Raw genomic sequence first — 20,492 nt, 5'->3', positions numbered from 1 at the left:
CCTTTCGCAAGCCATTGGATCCGCGGGATCCGCGTCTCAGTCAAAACTGGGAATAATGTTGGCCTTGTCGATCATATCGATCGGCAACAGGAACTCATGGTCTTCTACCTGCACCACGACATCCTGTTCTTCTACACCGCGCAGAAGGCCCTGAAAGTTGCGTCGCCCTTCGAAGGGCGAACGCAGCTTGATCTTCACTTGTTCACCGGCAAATTTTGCAAACTGATCAATAGTGAACAGTGGGCGTTCCATGCCTGGCGAGGAAACTTCAAGGGTGTACTCAACGGAAATCGGATCTTCAACATCCAGCACACCGCTGATCTGACGGCTGACAATGGCACAATCGTCCACCAGCACGCCGCCCTCTTTATCGATATAAACGCGCAACATTGAGTGGCGACCTTGAGCCGAAAACTCAATACCCCAGCATTCATAGCCTAGGGCCACGACCACCGGGGCCAGCAAGGCCTGCAACTCTTCTAGCTTGCTCGACACCTGAACCCCCTCGTGCATGTATGTGCATGCTGTGCAAAATAAAAAAATGGGCGAAACGCCCATCCTTGAAACGCCGTCGAACAGCGGCGTTGAAAGTGTCCAGCTAACAAAAAGCCCCTTAAAAGGGGCTCCGCTAAAACTGGTTGCGGGGGCCGGATTTGAACCGACGACCTTCGGGTTATGAGCCCGACGAGCTACCAGACTGCTCCACCCCGCGACAAAGCTGGGGCGGAAGTATACGACCGATCCCTTACAGGGTCAATGTAACCTTCCACCTACAAGAAAGCCCGCAACAGCGGGCTCTCCTGATAATTGGTACCGAGAAGGGGACTCGAACCCCTACACCCTATGGGCACAACCACCTCAAGGTTGCGTGTCTACCAATTCCACCACCTCGGCAATACAGCGCTTACAACCCTTCTTACTTCTGCTCTTGAGCTGGAGGTACGTCAGTCGCTGGAGTAGCCGACTTTTGCTCTTGAAGCACCGGGACATCATCAGAAGCCGGTTTTGCTTTTGGAACTTCCAACACTGCTGGGTTTGGCAAACCTACCTGAGTCAGCACATGAGCTTTCTCTTTAGCAAAGTAACCTAACCCTAAGCTGGTCATGAAGAAACCTGCGGCAAGTATAGCAGTAAACTTACTAAGAAAGGTAGAGGAACCTTGGCTTCCGAACACAGTATTTGAAGCACCTGCACCGAAAGACGCACCAGCATCCGCACCTTTACCCTGTTGCAACAAAACCAGAGCAACTACGCTCAGGGCAGCCAACAGATGAAAAACGACTACGACTGTTTCCAGCATTTTTTCAGTTTCCCGCGGCGCGACAGATCGCACCGAACTCATCTGCATTCAGGGAAGCTCCACCAATGAGCCCCCCATCGATATCCGGCATGCCGAACAGTTCGACCGCATTGGCCGCCTTCACGCTGCCGCCGTATAGAAGCCGCACACCTTGCGCGACTTCAGAATTCTCTGCCGCCAACTGCGCGCGGATGGCTGCGTGCACATCCTGCGCCTGTTGCGGTGTAGCAGTCAGTCCGGTGCCAATGGCCCAGACCGGCTCGTAAGCAATAACCGCCTTTGCAAACGCACCAACACCCAACTCCTCGATGATGCTGCCCAGCTGACGCGAGACAACCTCAAGAGTCTTGCCCGATTCGCGCTGCTCAAGGGTCTCCCCTATGCACAACACCGGAACCAAGCCACAAGCCTGTGCCGCGGCGAACTTGCGATTGAGCGTCGCATCCCGCTCGCCCATCATCTGACGGCGCTCGGAGTGCCCAACGAGTACATAGGCACAACCCGCATCAACCAACTGACTCGGCGAAATCTCACCGGTCAATGCGCCTTGCATGGGCTCCACCGCAGAATTCTGCGCGCCGACCTGGATCGACTTGCCCTTCAAGCCATCAACCACTTGGTTGATATGCAAGCAAGGTGGGAAAACCGCGACATCAACACCGCTAGGCAAGGCCAAGTGACGAAGGCCATTGATCAGCTCAGCGACACTGGCGCGGGTACCGTGCATCTTCCAGTTACCAGCTACCATAGTGCGACGCATGCTGTACCCCGTCGGTCAAAGTGGGCGCAGATGTTACCCAACCACACCATCACTGGCAAGCCGAATTCAGGCGCAAACTTCAGTTACCAGTTTTGCCAGGTCTTCGGCATGGCCGCGAACCTGGGTTTCGTCCTCGCCTTCGACCATGACACGCACCAGAGGCTCAGTGCCCGACTTGCGCAACAACACACGCCCACGCCCAGCCATTGCCTGGGTAACACGCTCACAAGCCGCTTTGACGGCAGGGTGCTCGATCGGATTTTCACCACCGGCAAAACGCACATTGAGCAGCACCTGCGGACACTTGCGCAGGGCCTGACGCGCCTGCGCCAGGCTCTCGTCACGACGACGCAAGGCCAGAAGCACCTGCAGCGCAGCGATGATGGCGTCGCCCGTAGTCGTATGCTGGAAGCATACGACGTGTCCCGAGTTCTCGCCGCCTACCAGCCAGTTACGCTCCAGAAGCTCGGCGATCACATAACGGTCGCCGACATTGGCGCGGATAAACGGAATACCCAACTCCGCCAATGCCAACTCAAGCCCCAGGTTGCTCATGAGGGTACCCACGACGCCGCCCTGCAGCTTGTTACGCTCATGCAGATCGCGGGCAATGATGAACAGCAAATCATCACCATCCACAATCATGCCGGTGTGATCCACCATCAGCACACGATCGCCGTCGCCATCGAACGCGATACCCAGGTCCGCATGTTCGGCCAGAACCGCCGCCTGCAGTTGCTCCATATGCGTGGAGCCGCAGTTGTCGTTGATGTTCAAGCCGTTAGGCTGAGCCGATAGTACAGTGACTTGCGCCCCCAACTCCTTGAAAACACTTGGCGCTACCTTGTAGGTCGCACCATGGGCGCAATCGACAACGATCTTCAGCCCGGCAAAATTGGTACTGCTCGGCACGCTGCTTTTGCAGAATTCGATATAACGGCCGGACGCATCATTGATACGCGACACCTTGCCCAGCTTGCTGGATTCAACCACCGTCATCGGCGCATCCAGCAGCTCTTCGATCATCAACTCGATCTCGTCAGGCAACTTGGTGCCCTGCCCCGAGAAGAACTTGATGCCATTGTCGTCATGCGGGTTGTGCGACGCACTGATCACAATACCGGCTTCAGCGTGAAAGGTACGCGTCAGGTAAGCGATCGCCGGCGTCGGCATGGGCCCCAACAGCATTACGTCGGCGCCGGCAGCAGATAAGCCTGCCTCAAGCGCGGATTCAAACATATAACCCGAAATACGGGTGTCCTTGCCAACCAGGATCCGGCACGCCCCCATGCTGCGGAACGCCATGCCTGCCGCCCAACCCAACTTGAGCATGAAATCAGGGGTAATCGGAAACTCGCCGACCCGACCACGGATGCCGTCGGTGCCAAAGTATTTTTTAGTCATAAGTGCTCCATCATTCTTATTCGGCTGATTCTACAGCGGCAATCATGCGCACCACATCCACCGTCTCGGCGACATCATGCACACGCAAAATACGAGCGCCCTTGGTCACGGCAAGCGCTGCAAGCGCGAGGCCGCCGTACAAGCGCTCACCCACCGGGCGATTCAAGGCCAGCCCTATCATGCTCTTGCGCGACACACCGACCAGCAGCGGCCGACCAAGGGCATGCAGCGCCTCCATATGCTTGAACAGGCTTAAATTATGTCGCAGGGTCTTGGCAAAGCCAAACCCCGGGTCAAGGATGATCTTTTCGCACGCGATGCCCACCTCGACACACTGAGCGATCCTGTCTGCCAGGAACCCAGTGACCTCACCGACCAGGTTGTCGTAGTGAGGACTGTCCTGCATGTTACCGGGCTCACCCAGCATGTGCATCAGGCACACCGGCAGGCCGGTCGCTGCAGCTGCATCGAGAGCACCGTCACGCCGCAACGAACGCACATCATTGATGAGCCCCGCCCCCAGACGCGCGGTTTCACGCATTACCGCGGGAGTTGAAGTGTCCACAGAAATGATCACATCCAGCTCACGGGCGATACGCTCGACAATGGGCGCTACCCGCTCAAGCTCTTCCAACGGGGATACCACACGAGCCCCAGGCCGAGTGGACTCGCCGCCCACATCAATCAAGGTCGCGCCGGCAGCCACCATCGCCTCGGCATGACGCAACGCGGCATCCAGCTGGCTGAAACGGCCACCATCGGAAAAGGAATCGGGAGTTACATTGAGAATACCCATGACATGCGTATGGGCCAAATCAAGAACCCGGTTGCCGCAAGGCAACCGGGTAGAGGACAAAGCAGAAGTCATTTCAAACCTTAGTGGTCAGCTGCCGGGCCGCCGATCGGGGTCTCAGGGCGTTCGTTCTGAACGACGGGTGGGGTACCCGAAGTACCTGAACCACCTTCCCAATCGCGAGGCTCACGCGGTGTACGACCAGCCATGATGTCATCGATCTGATCGGCATCAATGGTCTCGTACTTCATCAGCGCATCAGCCATGGCATCAAGCTTGTCGCGGTTATCGGTGAGGATCTGCTTGGCCGTGCCATAACACTGGTCAATGATGCTGCGAACTTCGGAGTCGATCAGCTTGGCAGTCTCACCGGAGAAGCTGGCACTTTGACCGCCACCACCACGACCGAGGAACACCTCACCCTCTTCCTCTGCATACATCAAAGGACCGAGTTTTTCCGACAAGCCCCACTTGGTCACCATATTTCGTGCAATCTGGCTGGCACGCATGATGTCATTGGAAGCACCTGTGGTGACGCCATCGAAGCCCAGGGTCATCTCCTCGGCAATCCGCCCGCCATAAAGCGAACAGATCTGGCTGATCAATGCACGCTTGGAGAGGCTGTAACGATCCTCTTCCGGCAGGAACATGGTCACACCCAGCGCACGGCCACGAGGAATGATCGACACCTTGTAGACCGGGTCATGCTCAGGCACAACGCGACCAACAATGGCGTGACCGGCTTCGTGATAAGCCGTGTTCTGCTTCTCTTTCTCGGACATGACCATGGATTTGCGTTCAGCGCCCATCATGATCTTGTCTTTTGCCAATTCGAACTCTTTCATTTCAACAATGCGCTTGCCGGTACGGGCAGCAAACAACGAAGCCTCGTTGACCAGGTTGGCCAGGTCGGCACCGGAGAAGCCAGGCGTACCACGGGCAATCACAGCCGGAGCCACGTCGTCACCCATTGGCACCTTGCGCATGTGTACTTTCAAAATCTGTTCACGACCGCGGATATCCGGCAGGCCAACCACGACCTGACGGTCGAAACGGCCCGGGCGCAGCAACGCCGGGTCCAGTACGTCCGGACGGTTGGTCGCGGCGATGACGATAATGCCGTCATTCATCTCGAAACCATCCATCTCTACCAGCAACTGGTTGAGGGTCTGCTCACGTTCATCATGACCACCCCCCATGCCAGCGCCACGATGGCGACCAACGGCATCGATCTCATCGATGAAGATGATGCACGGCGCATGCTTCTTGGCCTGTTCGAACATATCGCGAACACGGCTGGCGCCCACACCGACGAACATTTCGACGAAGTCAGAACCGGAAATAGTGAAGAAAGGCACCTTGGCTTCGCCGGCAATCGCCTTGGCCAGCAAGGTTTTACCGGTACCTGGCGGACCTACCATCAACACGCCGCGAGGAATACGACCACCCAGGCGCTGGAACTTGCCCGGATCACGCAGGAACTCGACCAACTCACCCACTTCTTCCTTGGCTTCGTCGCAACCTGCAACGTCAGCCAGGGTAGTCTTGACCTGGTCCTCGGAGAGCAGGCGTGCCTTGCTCTTGCCAAAGCTCATCGGCCCGCCCTTGCCTCCCGCACCACCTTGCATCTGGCGCATGAAGAACATGAACACGGCGATAATCACCAGGATCGGGAAGCTTGCCACCAGGAGCTGAGTCCAGATGCTTTGCTGTTCAGGCTGCTTGCCTTCGACAACCACGTGGTTATCCACCAGGTCACCGATCAGACCATTGTCCTGAATTGCCGGACGAATGGTCTTGAAGCTGTCGCCGTCGTTGCGCTTACCGGTAATCACGTAGCCATCAACCGCTACGCGCTCGACCTTGCCATCCTTAACTTGCTGGATGAAGTCGGAATAGTTGAGGGTCTGCGGCTCGTTAGGGCTGGAGAAGTTGTTCATCACCGTCACCAGGACAGCCGCGATGATCAACCACAGGATCAGATTCTTTGCCATATCGTTCAATTAACTACCCTCTGAAGCAAGCTCCGCTACTGGCGCGCGCTTCGCATGATATTCACCGGCCTAACTTACTACATTACCTACAACTCTGGCAGGCGCCGTCTGTAACCCTTTGTGAAACTTTGACTACACAATATTCGTAAAGCTTCGTGACGAAAGCGATATAAAAAAACCTATCGCCCTCCTCGAATTTCTCAAAAACGCTCTTCGCTCGCTGCGCCTTCCACACCGCGGTAGCCACGGCACAGCAGATACTGCTCCCTGGACCGGTCACGGGAAGAGTCCGGTTTACGGGTCTGCACCTTGTCGAACAACTTGCGAATGTTCTTGTGGTACTCGTCGAAACCTTCGCCCTGGAAGACCTTCACCAGGAAATCGCCACCCGGACGCAATACCCGACCTGCCAAATCCAGCGCCAGCTCACACAGGAACATGGCACGCGGCATATCAACAGCCGGTAATCCACTCATATTGGGGGCCATGTCGGAAATCACAAGGTCTACCTGCGAATTTCCCACAGCCTCCAGGATCTCGGCCAATACCTTGTCTTCGGTAAAGTCGCCGTGAACAAAGGTCACGTCCGGGATGCTGTCCATCTCGAGGATGTCGGAAGCGATCAATCGGCCTTGCCCACCAATCAGACGACTGGTCACCTGGGACCAGCCACCGGGGGCCGCGCCGAGATCGATAACGCTCATGCCCGGACGGATCAGTTTATCCTTGTCCTGGATCTCCAGCAGCTTGTAGCTGGCCCGGGAACGGTAGCCGTCCTTTTGCGCCTTTTTGACGTAAGGATCATTGAAATGTTCTTGTAGCCACTTAAGGCTGGTTTTGGAACGGGCCACGGGCCACCTCGAAAAATAAAACGGGTCGTGATTAACTGGGCGGTCCCGGACTCGCTCGGGTAAACTGGCCGCCGCTTTTTACAAGATCAGACGCAGGGGTCAGATTATGCCGCTCACTCAAGAGCAGAAGAAACAGTACAAATCCATTGGCCACCATCTGAAACCAGTTCTGATTGTGGCAGACAACGGGTTGACTGAAGGTGTTTTAGCCGAATTTGAACGCGCACTGAACGATCACGAACTGATCAAGATCAAGGTCAATATCCTTGATCGCGAAGCGCGTTTGGCCGCCGTTGCAGAACTGTGCAAGGTGGGCAAAGCGGACCTGGTTCAGGTCATCGGCAAGATGGCGCTGCTGTATCGCAAGAACTTCAGCGTCAACAAGCAACTGTCGAACGTTCATCGCTTCAAATGATGAAAAGGGTCACGGGCGTGCTTCGCGCGCCCTGCCACTCCACCCCGGCGCCGGCTGCATGACCAGCACCAAACCGGAAAACCCTAGCACAAGATAGCTGAATAACTGCCAGCGCAACGCTTGCGGCAGCCAAATATACACCACGCAAAACATCGCGCACGCATACAGCGCCATCAACAGCAGTTGCCCGCGAATGTCCCGCCACAAACTCTCAAAGCCCTCAGCCTTGACCAGCACTAACGCCTGGAGCAACACACACGCCGCCGCAAAACCCACCAGCAGCGCGCTCAGCAATTTGTCGATCTCATCGATCAGTAACGGTGCCAGACCAATAAGGCCCAGCACCGGTAATACACCCATATGCAACAGCCACAGGCCGCCCACCCAAAGCATCTGAGAGAGCTGCCAAAGCATGGCGCCCACACGTAGCGGACGCCGTCTTTCAGATGTGGCGGACTTCGACAATCTCGTACTCAATGACGCCGCTCGGCGTTTTCACGGCAACGACGTCACCCTCTTCCTTGGCAATCAAGGCGCGAGCGATCGGCGAGCCGACAGAGATCTTGCCTTGCTTGAAATCAGCCTCATCCTCACCCACGATCTGGTAAGTCACGCTTTCGTCAGTCTCGACGTTGGCGATTTCCACGGTCGTGCCGAAAATCACCTTGCCGGTATGCGGGATGGTCGTGACATCAATAATCACCGCATTCTGCATACGGCCCTCGATATCACGAATCCGCGCCTCGACCATACCCTGCTGCTCGCGAGCAGCGTGGTATTCGGCGTTTTCCTTCAAGTCACCCAGCTCGCGGGCCGTACCGATGTCCTGGCTCAGCTTCGGACGTACAACCTTGGTCAGATGGGCGTGTTCCTCTTCCAGGGCCTTGGCGCCCTGGACGGTCATTGGGTATTTGATCATGCCTTCAATCCTGCGTGTAGATCCTGCAAGCGACGCACGGTCTTTTCCGGACCGAACTTGAGCGCTTCGCAGATAGCTTCGCCAGCAGCAATGGTGGTGGTGCAGTAGATCTTGTGCTGCAAGGCATTACGACGAATGGAGTAGGAATCCGCGATCGACTGACGACCTTCGGTGGTGTTGATGATCAGCGTGACTTCGTCATTCTTGATCATGTCGACCACATGCGGACGGCCTTCCGTCACCTTGTTCACGCGACGTACTTTCAAGCCCGCAGCCTCGATCAGCTTGGCGGTCCCGGCAGTCGCGACAACTTCAAAGCCCAAGTTGATCAGATCACGGGCCACGCCCGCAACCAGTGGCTTGTCGTCATCACGCACGCTGATAAATGCAGTACCGCCGGTCGGCAGCACTTCGCTGGCACCCATCTGGGCCTTCGCGAACGCTTCACCGAAGGTATCGCCCACGCCCATCACTTCACCGGTGGACTTCATCTCTGGGCCCAGGATCGGGTCCACACCAGGGAATTTGGCGAATGGGAACACCGCCTCTTTCACGCTGTAGAAGTTGGGAATGATTTCCTTGGTAAAGCCGATTTCCTTCAAGGTCTTACCGGCCATCACACGGGCAGCGATCATGGCCAGGGACACACCGATGCACTTGGATACAAACGGCACGGTACGCGAGGCACGCGGGTTGACTTCAATGACGTAGATGTCTTCGCCTTGCAGCGCCAACTGAACGTTCATCAGGCCGACCACACCCAGCTCGAGGGCCATTTTCTTGACCTGTTCGCGCATCTCGTCCTGGATGTGCGCCGGCAGCGAGTACGGCGGCAGCGAGCACGCGGAGTCACCGGAGTGAACGCCGGCCTGCTCGATGTGCTGCATGATCGCGCCGATCACTACGTCAGTACCGTCGCATACCGCATCCACGTCCATTTCGATGGCGCAGTTGAGGAAGTGGTCCAGCAGCACCGGGCTGTCGTTGGACACTTTCACCGCATCACGCAGGTAGCGCTTGAGTTCGTCTTCTTCGTAGACGATTTCCATCGCGCGACCGCCCAGTACGTAGGACGGGCGCACCACCAGCGGGTAGCCGATCTTGCTGGCTGCACGGATGGCTTCGTCTTCGCTGCGCACAGTAGCGTTCGGCGGCTGACGCAGGTTCAGGCGCTCAACCATCTGCTGGAAGCGCTCACGGTCTTCGGCACGGTCGATAGCGTCCGGGCTGGTACCGATGATCGGCACGCCGGCAGCTTCCAGGGCACGCGCCAGCTTCAGCGGGGTCTGGCCGCCGTACTGGACGATCACGCCTTTAGGCTTCTCGACGCGGCAGATTTCCAATACGTCTTCCAGCGTTACCGGCTCGAAGTACAGACGGTCGGAAGTGTCGTAGTCAGTGGAAACCGTTTCCGGGTTGCAGTTGACCATAATGGTCTCGTACCCGTCTTCGCGCAGGGCGAGGGCGGCGTGTACGCAGCAGTAGTCGAACTCGATGCCCTGGCCGATACGGTTCGGACCGCCACCCAGGATGATGATCTTGTCGCGATCCGACGGCGCGGCTTCGCACTCTTCCTCATAGGTGGAGTACATGTAGGCAGTGTCGGTGGCGAACTCTGCGGCGCAGGTGTCAACGCGCTTGTAGACCGGAAAGATATCCAACTTGTGGCGATGAGTACGCAGGTTCTTCTCGGTCACACCCAGCAGCTTGGCCAGGCGCTGGTCGGAGAAGCCTTTGCGCTTGAGGCGGAACATCAGGTCGCGGTCGATAGACGACAGGCCCAGAGTCTTGACCTTCTCTTCTTCCTTGATCAGATCTTCGATCTGCACCAGGAACCACGGATCGATCATGTTCATGCCGAAGATATCTTCGACGCTCAGGCCGGCACGGAAGGCGTCAGCCACGTACCAGATACGCTCGGCACCCGGCACGGTCAGCTCGCGCTTGAGGATGCTCATGCTTTCCGGATTGCTCAGGTCGAGCTTCTCGTCCAGGCCGCAAACACCGACTTCCAGGCCGCGCAGGGCTTTCTGCAGGGATTCCTGGAACGTGCGGCCGATCGCCATGACTTCGCCAACCGACTTCATCTGGGTGGTCAGGCGCGCATCAGCCTTGGCGAACTTCTCGAAGGCAAAGCGTGGCAGCTTGGTCACAACGTAGTCGATAGACGGCTCGAAAGACGCCGGCATAGCGCCGCCGGTGATTTCGTTTTGCAGTTCGTCCAAGGTGTAGCCGATAGCCAACTTGGCAGCGATACGCGCAATCGGGAAGCCGGTAGCTTTCGAGGCCAGCGCCGAAGAACGCGATACACGTGGGTTCATCTCGATCACGACCATGCGGCCGGTGTCCGGGCAGATACCGAACTGAACGTTGGAACCGCCGGTTTCAACGCCGATCTCGCGCAGTACCGCCAGGGAGGCGTTACGCAGGATCTGGTATTCCTTGTCGGTCAGGGTCTGCGCCGGAGCCACGGTGATCGAGTCACCAGTGTGCACGCCCATCGGATCGAAGTTTTCGATGGAGCAGACGATGATGCAGTTGTCCTTTTTATCGCGGACCACCTCCATCTCGTATTCTTTCCAACCGATCAGCGATTCGTCGATCAGCAGCTCTTTGGTCGGCGACAGGTCCAGGCCACGCGCGCAGATTTCTTCGAACTCTTCACGGTTGTAGGCAATGCCGCCACCGGTGCCACCCATAGTGAAGGACGGACGGATAATGCACGGGAAGCCCAGGGTCTCAAGGACCGCATTGGCTTCTTCCATGCTGTGGGCGATACCGGAACGCGGGCACGCCAGGCCGATGGACTTCATGGCCTTGTCGAAACGCGAACGGTCTTCAGCCTTGTCGATGGTGTCGGCATTGGCGCCGATCATCTCTACGCCGAACTTTTCCAGGACGCCTTCGCGCTCCAGGTCCAGGGCGCAGTTCAATGCAGTCTGGCCGCCCATAGTTGGCAGCAGCGCGTCCGGACGCTCTTTCTCGATGATCTTGGCAACGGTCTGCCATTTGATCGGCTCGATGTACGTCGCGTCGGCCATGGCCGGGTCGGTCATGATGGTGGCCGGGTTGGAGTTCACCAGGATGACGCGGTAGCCCTCCTCACGCAGGGCCTTACAGGCCTGGGCGCCGGAGTAGTCGAATTCGCAGGCCTGGCCGATCACGATCGGGCCAGCGCCGAGAATCAGGATGCTTTTTATGTCTGTACGTTTTGGCATGGGTTTGTCACTCAAATCCGCAGGTCAGTCGGCAAGCCGTCTAGAACAATCCTTGAAGAGCCTGCGGGGGCCACCGTGGTTCGGGGCCGCCCGCAGAGCACTCAGTCAGCGTCGCTTGGCCATCTCATTGATGAAACGGTCGAACAGCGGCGCTACGTCGTTCGGGCCCGGGCTGGCTTCAGGGTGGCCCTGGAAGCTGAACGCGCTCTTGTCGGTGCGCTCGATGCCCTGCAGGGAACCGTCGAACAGCGACTTGTGAATGGCGCGCACATTACTCGGCAAGCTGGCTTCATCCACCGCAAAACCGTGGTTCTGGCTGGTGATCATCACAACGCCGGTGTCCAGGTCTTGTACCGGGTGGTTGGCACCGTGGTGGCCGTGGCCCATTTTCAGGGTCTTGGCGCCGGAGGCCAAAGCCAGCAACTGGTGACCAAGGCAGATACCGAACACCGGAATGTCGGTTTCCAGCACGTCCTTGATGGCCTGGATAGCGTAGTCGCATGGCTCGGGGTCACCCGGGCCGTTGGACAGGAACACGCCGTCCGGCTGCATCGCGAGCACATCGCTGGCAGGTGTTTGCGCGGGCACCACGGTCACGCGGCAGCCACGCTCGACCAACATACGCAGGATGTTGTACTTGACGCCGTAGTCATAGGCGACCACGTGGTAAGGCAGATCGGCAGCCTCGATAGTCGCGTGGCTGTCGGTCTTCAGATCCCACACAGTGGAACGCCACTCGTACTTCTCTTTGACGCTGACGACTTTCGCCAGGTCCATGCCTTTCAGGCCAGGGAAGCCTTGTGCTGCGGCAATCGCCGCCTCGTCGGAAATATTGTCACCGACCATGATGCAGCCATTCTGCGAGCCTTTTTCACGCAGGATGCGCGTGAGGCGGCGCGTATCGATACCGGCGATCGCCACAACATTGTTGGCTTTCAGGTAATCGGACAGCGACATCGTGTTACGCCAGTTGCTCGCAACCAGTGGCAGGTCACGAATCACCAGACCGGCCGACCAGACACGATCAGACTCGACATCTTCCGGTGTAGTGCCGGTGTTGCCGATGTGCGGATAGGTCAGGGTAACGATCTGTTGGGCGTAGGAAGGATCGGTAAGGATTTCCTGATAGCCGGTCATGGCGGTGTTGAACACCACCTCTCCAACGGTTTGACCGTCGGCTCCAATGGCTTCGCCGCGAAAAATGCTGCCATCAGCAAGGGCGAGTATGGCTGGCTTAGTCAAGAAGACCTCCCGTAAATAAAGCCTGAAAGGGCGATCGCAGGTTGTAAAAAAGCGGAGTGACGTATGGACACGTCACCCCGCTTCTTCATCGAATTATTCTGCGCGCTTTTAGTGGACACACTAAAGCTGTAGCTTACAGAAAAAGGCTTTTTGGGTCCACCGCTAATGAGCCTTAAAGGCAGGAGAATGCGACAGGACGTCGCTTAGCGGGTAAAAACGGGGCCTCAGGATAATCCCGAGGCCCCATTTAAGCTACTGATTAGTGCAGATCCAACACGTCGCGCATGTCATACAGGCCCGGCTCGCGGCCTTCCAACCAGAGCGCAGCTCGCACTGCACCCTTGGCGAACGTCATGCGGCTTGAAGCCTTGTGCGTGATCTCCAGGCGCTCGCCTTCGGTGGCGAACAGCACCGTGTGATCGCCAACCACATCACCACCGCGCACGGTTGCAAAGCCGATGGTGTCGCGCGCGCGCTCACCGGTATGGCCTTCACGCCCGTATACCGCCACTTTCGATAGATCGCGGCCCAGCGCATCAGCGATAGCTTCACCCATGCGCAACGCAGTGCCCGACGGCGCATCGATCTTGTGGCGGTGATGAGTCTCGATAATCTCGATATCGGCTTCGTCACCCAGCACACGCGCTGCCAGGTCCAACAATTTCAGCGACAGGTTCACGCCAACGCTGAAGTTGGCAGCAAAGACGATCGGAATATCCTTGCCAGCCTCCACCAGCAACTGCTTCTGCTCAGCACTCAAACCAGTCGTACCGATCACCATGGCCTTGCCTGCCTTGCGGCAGAAGGCCAGGTTTTTCAGCATCACGTCAGGCAAGGTGAAATCGATGAGCACGTCAAACTCGTCAGCCACCTGCTCAAGGCTGCCCGTCAACGAGACACCGATGCGGCCCAACGACGCCAACTCACCGGCATCCGCACCGATCAACGTGCTGCCGGGGCGAACAATCGCCGCCGTCAGCCCGGAGGCCGGCGAGCGTTGCTGCACCGCCTCGACCAGCGTCTTGCCCATGCGCCCGGCAGCGCCCATTACGGCTATACGTCGCATATTCACGTCCTTACAGGTCGCCGAAGAAGCGTTTCACGCCATCGAAGAAGCCAGTGGTTTTCGGCGAATGGGAGTCATCGCCTTCCAGCGAGCTGCGGAACTCTTCGAGCAGTTCGCGCTGACGACGGCCCAGGTTGACCGGGGTTTCCACCGCCACACGACACATCAGGTCGCCCGCACCGCCACCGCGCACTGGCGCAACGCCTTTGCCACGGATGCGGAACTGCTTGCCAGTCTGTGTCCCCTCGGGAATCTTGAGTTTGACTCGACCATCAAGGGTCGGAATCTCCAACTCACCGCCCAGGGCCGCATCGACAAAGCTGATCGGCACTTCGCAGAACAGGTGTTTGCCATCGCGCTGGAAGATCGAGTGCTCACGCACATTGATCACCACGTACAGGTCGCCAGTCGGACCGCCCTGGGTCCCCGCCTCGCCTTCGCCCGACAGGCGAATACGATCACCGGTATCCACACCCGCCGGCACTTTCACCGAGAGGGTCTTGTACTCTTCAACACGACCTTCGCCGTGGCAGGAATCGCACGGGTCGGAAATGATCTTGCCCTGGCCATGGCAACGCGGGCAGGTTTGCTGCACCGAGAAGAAGCCCTGCTGCATGCGCACCTGACCGATGCCACCACAGGTCGGGCACGTGATCGGCGAGGAGCCTTTCTTGGCACCCGAACCGTCGCACGGCTTGCAGTTAACCAGCGTCGGCACACGAATATTGACGCTGGTGCCGCGCACGGCTTCTTCCAGATTCAACTCCAGCGTGTAGCGCAAGTCACTGCCACGCTGCGCGCCGCCACGTTGACCGCCACGACCACCGCCGAAGAAATCGCTGAACACGTCGCCGAAAATATCGGAGAAGTTCTGACCGCCGAAACCGGCGCCGCCGCCACCCATGCTCGGGTCGACGCCGGCATGACCGTACTGGTCGTAGGCCGCACGCTTATTGGGATCACACAGGCATTCGTAGGCCTCATTGGCCTCTTTGAACATCTCTTCGGATTCTTTGTTATCCGGATTACGGTCGGGGTGGTGCTTCATCGCCAGGCGACGGTAGGCCTTCTTCAGGTCCGCCTCGCTGGCCCCGCGCTCCACACCCAATACTTCGTAATAGTCACGCTTTGCCATAAGTCTTTGCACTCTTAAGGACGTTCGGCCTGGCCCTCCTGAACCCTGCCAAACTCGTTGAGCCCCAATACAGGCCCGGACCCAACTCACGTCAATTCAACGATCCTGGTCATTACTGCTTTCAGCCAGGGACCCGGCCAAAAACGCGGTGAATGCCATTCGGAAAGCAGGAGCATTCCCGATCACACCGCCAGCATCCGAGCGTTGTCGCATGCTGTAAAAATTCGCATACCCCAGACACGCCAACGCGGGAGCAAGCTCCCGCGCGGCGACATCCTACCAGTCACCGCTTGTGAGCGGTCAACCGGGCGACCAAGTTACTTCTTCTGGTCTTCTTTGACTTCTTCGAACTCGGCATCGACAACATCGTCGTGCTTGGCTTCTGGCTCTGCCTGCTGCGCAGCACCGTCAGCCGGCTGGCCTTGTTCGGCGTACATTTTCTGAGCGACCGGTGCGGAGACTTTCGACAGCTCCTCGATCTTGGCTTCGATGGCAGCCTTGTCGTCACCTTTGATGGCGGCTTCCAGGGCAACCAAGGCCGCTTCGATTGCGGTTTTCTCTTCTTCGGTCACTTTATCGCCAGCATCAGCGATCATCTTGCGAGTCGAGTGAACCAGCGCATCACCCTGGTTACGGGCGCCAGCCAGTTCAGCAAACTTGGCATCCGCATCAGCGTTGGCTTCAGCATCACGAATCATCTGTTGAATTTCTTCATCAGACAGACCCGAGTTGGCCTTGATGGTGATCTTCTGCTCTTTGCCGGTTGCCTTGTCTTTCGCGCCGACGTGCAGGATGCCGTTGGCGTCGATGTCGAAGGTCACTTCGATTTGCGGCACACCACGTGGTGCTGGTGGAATCTCAGCCAGGTCGAACTTGCCCAGGGACTTGTTCTGCGCGGCTTGCTTGCGCTCACCTTGCAGCACGTGAATGGTCACGGCGCCCTGGTTGTCATCGGCAGTCGAGAACACCTGGGATTTCTTGGTAGGAATCGTGGTGTTTTTCTCGATCAGCGCAGTCATCACGCCACCCATGGTTTCGATACCCAGGGTCAGCGGGCTCACGTCCAGCAGCAATACGTCTTTTACGTCACCGGCCAATACCGCACCCTGGATGGCAGCACCCATGGCAACAGCTTCGTCCGGGTTCACGTCTTTACGTGCTTCTTTGCCGAAGAACTCGGTTACCAGCTTCTGAACCAGCGGCATACGGGTCTGACCGCCGACCAGGATCACGTCGTTGATCGAGCCAACGTCGATACCGGAGTCTTTCAGTGCAATACGGCAAGGCTCGATGGTGCGCTGAACCAGGTCTTCAACCAGAGCTTCGAGCTTGGAGCGCGAGATTTTCACGTTCAAGTGCTTAGGACCGGTAGCGTCTGCAGTGATGTACGGCAGGTTGACGTCGGTCGACTGAGCGGAAGACAGCTCGATCTTGGCTTTTTCAGCGGCTTCTTTCAGGCGCTGCATGGCCAGCGGGTCACCCTTGAGGTTCATGCCGCTTTCTTTCTTGAATTCGTCTACCAGGTAGTCGATCAGACGGATGTCAAAGTCTTCACCACCCAGGAAGGTGTCGCCGTTGGTGGCCAACACTTCGAACTGGTGCTCGCCGTCAACTTCTGCGATCTCGATCACGGACACGTCAAAAGTACCGCCACCCAGGTCGTAGACGATCACAGTGTGGTCGCCCTTGGCCTTGTCCATGCCGTAAGCCAGAGCGGCTGCGGTTGGCTCGTTGATGATACGTTTTACGTCCAGACCCGCGATGCGACCGGCGTCTTTGGTTGCCTGGCGCTGGCTGTCGTTGAAGTAGGCCGGAACGGTGATCACCGCTTCAGTCACTGCTTCACCGAGGTAGTCTTCGGCGGTTTTCTTCATCTTTTTCAAGATTTCAGCCGAAATTTGCGGCGGCGACATTTTCTGGCCGTTTACTTCAACCCAGGCGTCACCGTTGTCGGCCTTGGCGATTTTGTAAGGGACCATCTTGATGTCTTTCTGTACGACTTCTTCGTCGAACTTACGACCGATCAAACGCTTTACCGCATACAGGGTGTTATGCGGGTTGGTCACAGCCTGACGCTTGGCCGACTGACCGACGAGGATTTCACCGTCGTTGGCGTAAGCGATGATCGACGGAGTGGTACGTGCGCCTTCGGCGTTTTCGATAACTTTTGCAACGCCGTTTTCCAGCACGGAGACGCAGGAGTTGGTGGTCCCCAGGTCAATACCGATAATTTTGCCCATGATTTACTCTCCCGAACTTTGAATTTGGTTGCCGCAGCAGTTGTGGCTAACTGCGGTAGCACTTAAACGCTTGACTTATAGATGGGGGCCTTGCGGCGGATTTCAAGCCTGCTCATCAATAGAAGGTGCAGCGGGTGCAGGAGCCTTGCTCACCACCACCATTGCCGGGCGCATCAAGCGACCATTGAGCTGGTAACCCTTCTGGAACACCTTCATCACGCTGTTAGGCTCCAGATCGTGGCTTTCCTGCATGGCCATGGCCTGGTGATGCTCAGCATTGAACGGCTCGCCGCCTTGCGGATCGATCGCTTCCAGCTGATAACGCTTCAGGGTGTCCTGGAACATTTTCAGCGTCAGCTCGATACCTTCACGCATTGGGCGGATGTTTTCGTCGGCCGGGTCAGACAACTCAAGACCACGTTCAAGACTGTCGATGATCGGCAGCAGATCGCCAGCGAATTTTTCCAGCGCGAATTTGTGAGCCTTTTCTACGTCCTGCTCGGCACGGCGGCGGACGTTCTGCAGATCGGCGGCAACACGCAACGATTGATCCTGCGCAGCGGACAATTGCTCTTCGAGCACTTGCACGCGGGTGGCCAGCTCATCACCGGCAGCCGCATTGGCGTCTGGAGTTTGCGTATCCTGCGTCTGTTCGTCAGCCATAGATTTCTCCTTTCAAAATCATGCGCGATCTCGACTCGCGCTTCTGTTCCGGTATATGGGGCCACAATTTCCAGGTTCAAGGGCGCGGGCGTTACCAAAAGTCTTTCGCATGACTCGGATCATTTCCTGCCCCTACATTCCTCATCGCGCTAAAAAAAGCTATTGATCAAGCAAATCGAGCTAAGCGCTAGGATTGTCAGCCACAAACAAAACACTGTATAAATAACCAGACCTCAAGCCTGGGAGCGGCCGTCATGCTCGTGCACCTGTCTGTACATAACTACGCAATCGTTGAACATCTGGATCTCGAACTGGATCGCGGGATGAGCGTAATCACAGGCGAAACCGGCGCCGGCAAGTCGATCATGCTCGACGCCCTCGGCCTGACCCTCGGCGACCGCGCCGACAGTGGCGTGGTACGCCCAGGCTCCGACAAAGCCGATATCCTGGCCACCTTTGACCTGGCCGACATTCCCGAGGCCGAAGCATGGCTGGTCGAGCGCGACCTGAACAATGAAGGCCCGTGCATTCTGCGCCGGGTGATCACTGCCGAAGGTCGCTCCCGCGGCTATATCAACGGCACGCCGTGCCCACTTGGCGACTTGAAAGCCCTGGGTGAGCTGCTGATCGATATCCACAGCCAGCATGAACACCAGTCCCTGCTCAAAACCGATACTCACCGCCGACTGCTCGACGAATACGCCGGCGCCACCGACCTTGCCCGCCAGGTTCAACTGGCCGCCCAACGCTGGCGCCAGACACGCCAGGAACTGGAACGCCTCTCCAACTCCGGCGATGAACAACGCGCCCGCCACCAACTGCTCAGCTATCAACTCGAAGAGCTTGAAAGCCTGGGCCTGGGCGAGACCGAACTGGAGCAGCTTGAGCAGGAACACAAGAACCTGACCAATGCAGAGACCTTGCTGGGTATCTGCCGCCAGGTCGTCGAGCAATGCAGCGAGAGCGACTCGGGCAATGTGCTCAACGCACTGACAGCCAGCCTCAATCGCCTGTCCAGCGTGAACAATGCTTCCGGCTCGTTGAATGAGGCCACTACCCTGCTCACCAGCGCACAGATCCAGGTTGAAGAAGCCGTCGGTGAACTCAACCGCTTCCTGGACCACTTCGATGCCGATCCGGCACGCCTGCAGGAAATAGAAGAGCGCCTGGACACCATCTATACCCTGGCGCGCAAGCATCGAATCCAGCCCACTGAACTGGCTGCCATGCAACAGAAGCTGCTGGATGAAATCGACACACTGAACGCCAACGACGAGTCCATCGAGCGACTGGGCGAGGAACTCGCTTCGTTTGCCCGCCATTATCAGGAAAAGGCCCAGGAGCTGAGCGACCTGCGCCAACAGGCCGCCACCAGCCTGGCCAGCGCCGTCGAGCAGGAAATACAGCGCCTGGGTATGCCGGGCGGGCGCTTCACCATCGAACTGCGCGCCAACGCCAGCCACGAACTGCAGCCCCATGGGCTGGAGCAGGTAGAACTGCTGGTCAGCGCCAACCCCGGTCAGCCACTCAAGGCCCTGGCCAAAGTGGCCTCAGGCGGCGAGTTGTCGCGGATCAGCCTGGCGATCCAGGTGATCACCGCGCAGACCTCACGGGTACCAACGCTGGTATTCGATGAAGTAGACGTTGGCATCGGCGGGCCAACCGCAGAAATTGTTGGCCAATTGTTGCGTCGCCTGGGGGATCGTGGCCAGGTACTTACGGTGACTCACTTGCCGCAAGTGGCGGCTCAAGGGCATCAACATCTATTTGTGCACAAGGTGCGCGGCAGCGACGCGACGCACACGGCCGTCTCCAAGCTGAACAAGTCGGAACGGGTAGAAGAAGTTGCGCGGATGCTCGGCGGTATCGACCTGACCAAGGAGTCGTTGGCTCACGCGAAAAAAATGGTCGTGGCCGCGAAGGCTTGAACGGGTACTTTTCCTCTTTATAGAAAGCACGAAGGCGACCCTAGGGTCGCCTTCAATCGTTTCGCAGAGCAAAACTGCGTCGATTTTTACTTTTTCTTACGGATGTACAGCACCAGATTATGGTCGACCAAATCGAAACCGTGCTCCTCAGCAATCTTATGCTGCAGCGCTTCGATTTCAGGGCTGGTGAACTCGATAACCTCATTGGTATCCAGATCAACCATGTGGTCATGGTGACCACCGTCAGCCAGTTCGAATACTGCATGACCGCCGTCGAAATTATGGCGAACCACCAGCCCTGCGGCTTCAAACTGGGTCAGTACACGGTAAACCGTGGCCAGGCCGACGTCCTCGTTAGACTCCATCAGCGCCTTGTAAACATCCTCGGCACTCATGTGGCGTTGCTCAGCAGAATCGAGCATTTGTAGAATCTTGACTCGTGGCAGAGTCACTTTGAGACCGGCTTTGCGTAGTTCGCTATTTTCAACCATGGTTAGCTTTCTCGCGGATGCTGCTTCGCAGCTTCTCTTAATACGGGTATGATCGGCGTTTACGTTGTCCCAG

18 protein-coding genes and 2 tRNA genes are annotated in these 20,492 nt (G+C 57.6%); 2 read left to right on the top strand and 18 right to left on the bottom strand.

Features of this window, described 5'->3' with window-relative positions; translation table 11 throughout:
• Positions 1-36: 36 nt before the first annotated feature.
• The 9 genes from rimP to rlmE form a co-directional block, all read right to left on the bottom strand.
• Complete coding sequence (rimP, locus tag E4O98_RS00185; RefSeq protein ID WP_003235029.1) at positions 37-495, bottom strand: ribosome maturation factor RimP; 459 nt, start codon at positions 493-495, stop codon at positions 37-39.
• Between the two features lie 140 nt (positions 496-635).
• Positions 636-712: transfer RNA gene (locus E4O98_RS00180), tRNA-Met, on the bottom strand.
• Between the two features lie 96 nt (positions 713-808).
• Positions 809-894: transfer RNA gene (locus tag E4O98_RS00175), tRNA-Leu, on the bottom strand.
• Positions 895-916: 22 nt separating this feature from the next.
• Complete coding sequence (gene secG, locus E4O98_RS00170; protein ID WP_248133892.1) at positions 917-1,300, bottom strand: preprotein translocase subunit SecG; 384 nt, start codon at positions 1,298-1,300, stop codon at positions 917-919.
• A gap of 4 nt (positions 1,301-1,304) precedes the next feature.
• On the bottom strand, positions 1,305-2,060 hold the full coding sequence (gene tpiA, locus E4O98_RS00165; protein ID WP_005791483.1) for a triose-phosphate isomerase: 756 nt from the start codon (positions 2,058-2,060) through the stop codon (positions 1,305-1,307).
• Positions 2,061-2,126: 66 nt separating this feature from the next.
• Positions 2,127-3,464: a phosphoglucosamine mutase gene (glmM, locus tag E4O98_RS00160; RefSeq protein ID WP_248133889.1), complete on the bottom strand. Its 1,338-nt coding sequence runs from the start codon at positions 3,462-3,464 to the stop codon at positions 2,127-2,129.
• 16 nt (positions 3,465-3,480) lie between these two features.
• Positions 3,481-4,332, bottom strand: a complete 852-nt coding sequence (gene folP / locus E4O98_RS00155) for a dihydropteroate synthase (protein ID WP_248133888.1) — start codon at positions 4,330-4,332, stop codon at positions 3,481-3,483.
• 8 nt (positions 4,333-4,340) lie between these two features.
• Entirely contained in the window at positions 4,341-6,251 is a 1,911-nt protein-coding gene (gene ftsH, locus E4O98_RS00150; protein WP_032803717.1) for an ATP-dependent zinc metalloprotease FtsH, read from the bottom strand.
• Positions 6,252-6,451: 200 nt separating this feature from the next.
• The gene (gene rlmE, locus E4O98_RS00145) at positions 6,452-7,102 is read right to left on the bottom strand and encodes a 23S rRNA (uridine(2552)-2'-O)-methyltransferase RlmE (protein WP_003194199.1); all 651 of its coding nucleotides are present in this window, start codon (positions 7,100-7,102) and stop codon (positions 6,452-6,454) included.
• A gap of 106 nt (positions 7,103-7,208) precedes the next feature.
• Here rlmE and E4O98_RS00140 point away from each other — a divergent pair, with 106 nt between their 5' ends.
• Positions 7,209-7,517, top strand: a complete 309-nt coding sequence (locus E4O98_RS00140; protein ID WP_003176146.1) for a YhbY family RNA-binding protein — start codon at positions 7,209-7,211, stop codon at positions 7,515-7,517.
• 9 nt (positions 7,518-7,526) lie between these two features.
• On the opposite strand, the gene E4O98_RS00135 is transcribed toward E4O98_RS00140, so the two are convergent.
• The 8 genes from E4O98_RS00135 to grpE all read right to left on the bottom strand — a co-directional run bounded on the left by E4O98_RS00135 (position 7,527) and on the right by grpE (position 18,000).
• Positions 7,527-7,931, bottom strand: a complete 405-nt coding sequence (locus tag E4O98_RS00135; RefSeq protein ID WP_032879441.1) for a hypothetical protein — start codon at positions 7,929-7,931, stop codon at positions 7,527-7,529.
• Between the two features lie 28 nt (positions 7,932-7,959).
• Positions 7,960-8,436, bottom strand: a complete 477-nt coding sequence (gene greA, locus E4O98_RS00130; protein ID WP_005791494.1) for a transcription elongation factor GreA — start codon at positions 8,434-8,436, stop codon at positions 7,960-7,962.
• Positions 8,433-11,654 carry a carbamoyl-phosphate synthase large subunit gene (carB, locus tag E4O98_RS00125; RefSeq protein ID WP_005791497.1) on the bottom strand — a complete coding sequence of 1,074 codons (3,222 nt, stop codon included), beginning with the start codon at positions 11,652-11,654 and terminating at the stop codon, positions 8,433-8,435. The genes greA and carB overlap by 4 nt, the downstream gene beginning before the upstream one ends.
• 105 nt (positions 11,655-11,759) lie before the next feature.
• Positions 11,760-12,896, bottom strand: a complete 1,137-nt coding sequence (gene carA / locus E4O98_RS00120; RefSeq protein WP_005791498.1) for a glutamine-hydrolyzing carbamoyl-phosphate synthase small subunit — start codon at positions 12,894-12,896, stop codon at positions 11,760-11,762.
• A gap of 259 nt (positions 12,897-13,155) precedes the next feature.
• Positions 13,156-13,962, bottom strand: coding sequence for a 4-hydroxy-tetrahydrodipicolinate reductase (gene dapB, locus E4O98_RS00115; protein ID WP_005791500.1), 807 nt, complete (start codon positions 13,960-13,962; stop codon positions 13,156-13,158).
• A 10-nt stretch (positions 13,963-13,972) separates the two neighbouring features.
• Complete coding sequence (gene dnaJ / locus E4O98_RS00110; protein ID WP_005791501.1) at positions 13,973-15,097, bottom strand: molecular chaperone DnaJ; 1,125 nt, start codon at positions 15,095-15,097, stop codon at positions 13,973-13,975.
• A 317-nt stretch (positions 15,098-15,414) separates the two neighbouring features.
• Complete coding sequence (dnaK, locus tag E4O98_RS00105; RefSeq protein ID WP_005791503.1) at positions 15,415-17,337, bottom strand: molecular chaperone DnaK; 1,923 nt, start codon at positions 17,335-17,337, stop codon at positions 15,415-15,417.
• Positions 17,338-17,439: 102 nt separating this feature from the next.
• Positions 17,440-18,000, bottom strand: a complete 561-nt coding sequence (grpE, locus tag E4O98_RS00100; protein ID WP_005791505.1) for a nucleotide exchange factor GrpE — start codon at positions 17,998-18,000, stop codon at positions 17,440-17,442.
• Between the two features lie 254 nt (positions 18,001-18,254).
• Between grpE and recN the strand changes: the two genes are divergently transcribed.
• Positions 18,255-19,928: a DNA repair protein RecN gene (gene recN, locus E4O98_RS00095; RefSeq protein ID WP_032879439.1), complete on the top strand. Its 1,674-nt coding sequence runs from the start codon at positions 18,255-18,257 to the stop codon at positions 19,926-19,928.
• Between the two features lie 86 nt (positions 19,929-20,014).
• Here the strand turns inward: recN and fur are convergent, their stop codons facing one another.
• Positions 20,015-20,419 (bottom strand): ferric iron uptake transcriptional regulator, encoded by a 405-nt coding sequence (gene fur / locus E4O98_RS00090; protein WP_003194220.1) that lies wholly within the window; start codon positions 20,417-20,419, stop codon positions 20,015-20,017.
• Between the last annotated feature and the right edge of the window lie 73 nt (positions 20,420-20,492).

The organism is Pseudomonas sp. W2Jun17 (genome assembly GCF_023127795.1).
GTDB lineage: Bacteria > Pseudomonadota > Gammaproteobacteria > Pseudomonadales > Pseudomonadaceae > Aquipseudomonas > Aquipseudomonas synxantha_A.
The sequence above is the reverse complement of the archived record's forward strand: the minus strand, read 5'-3'. Positions and strand labels throughout refer to the sequence as shown.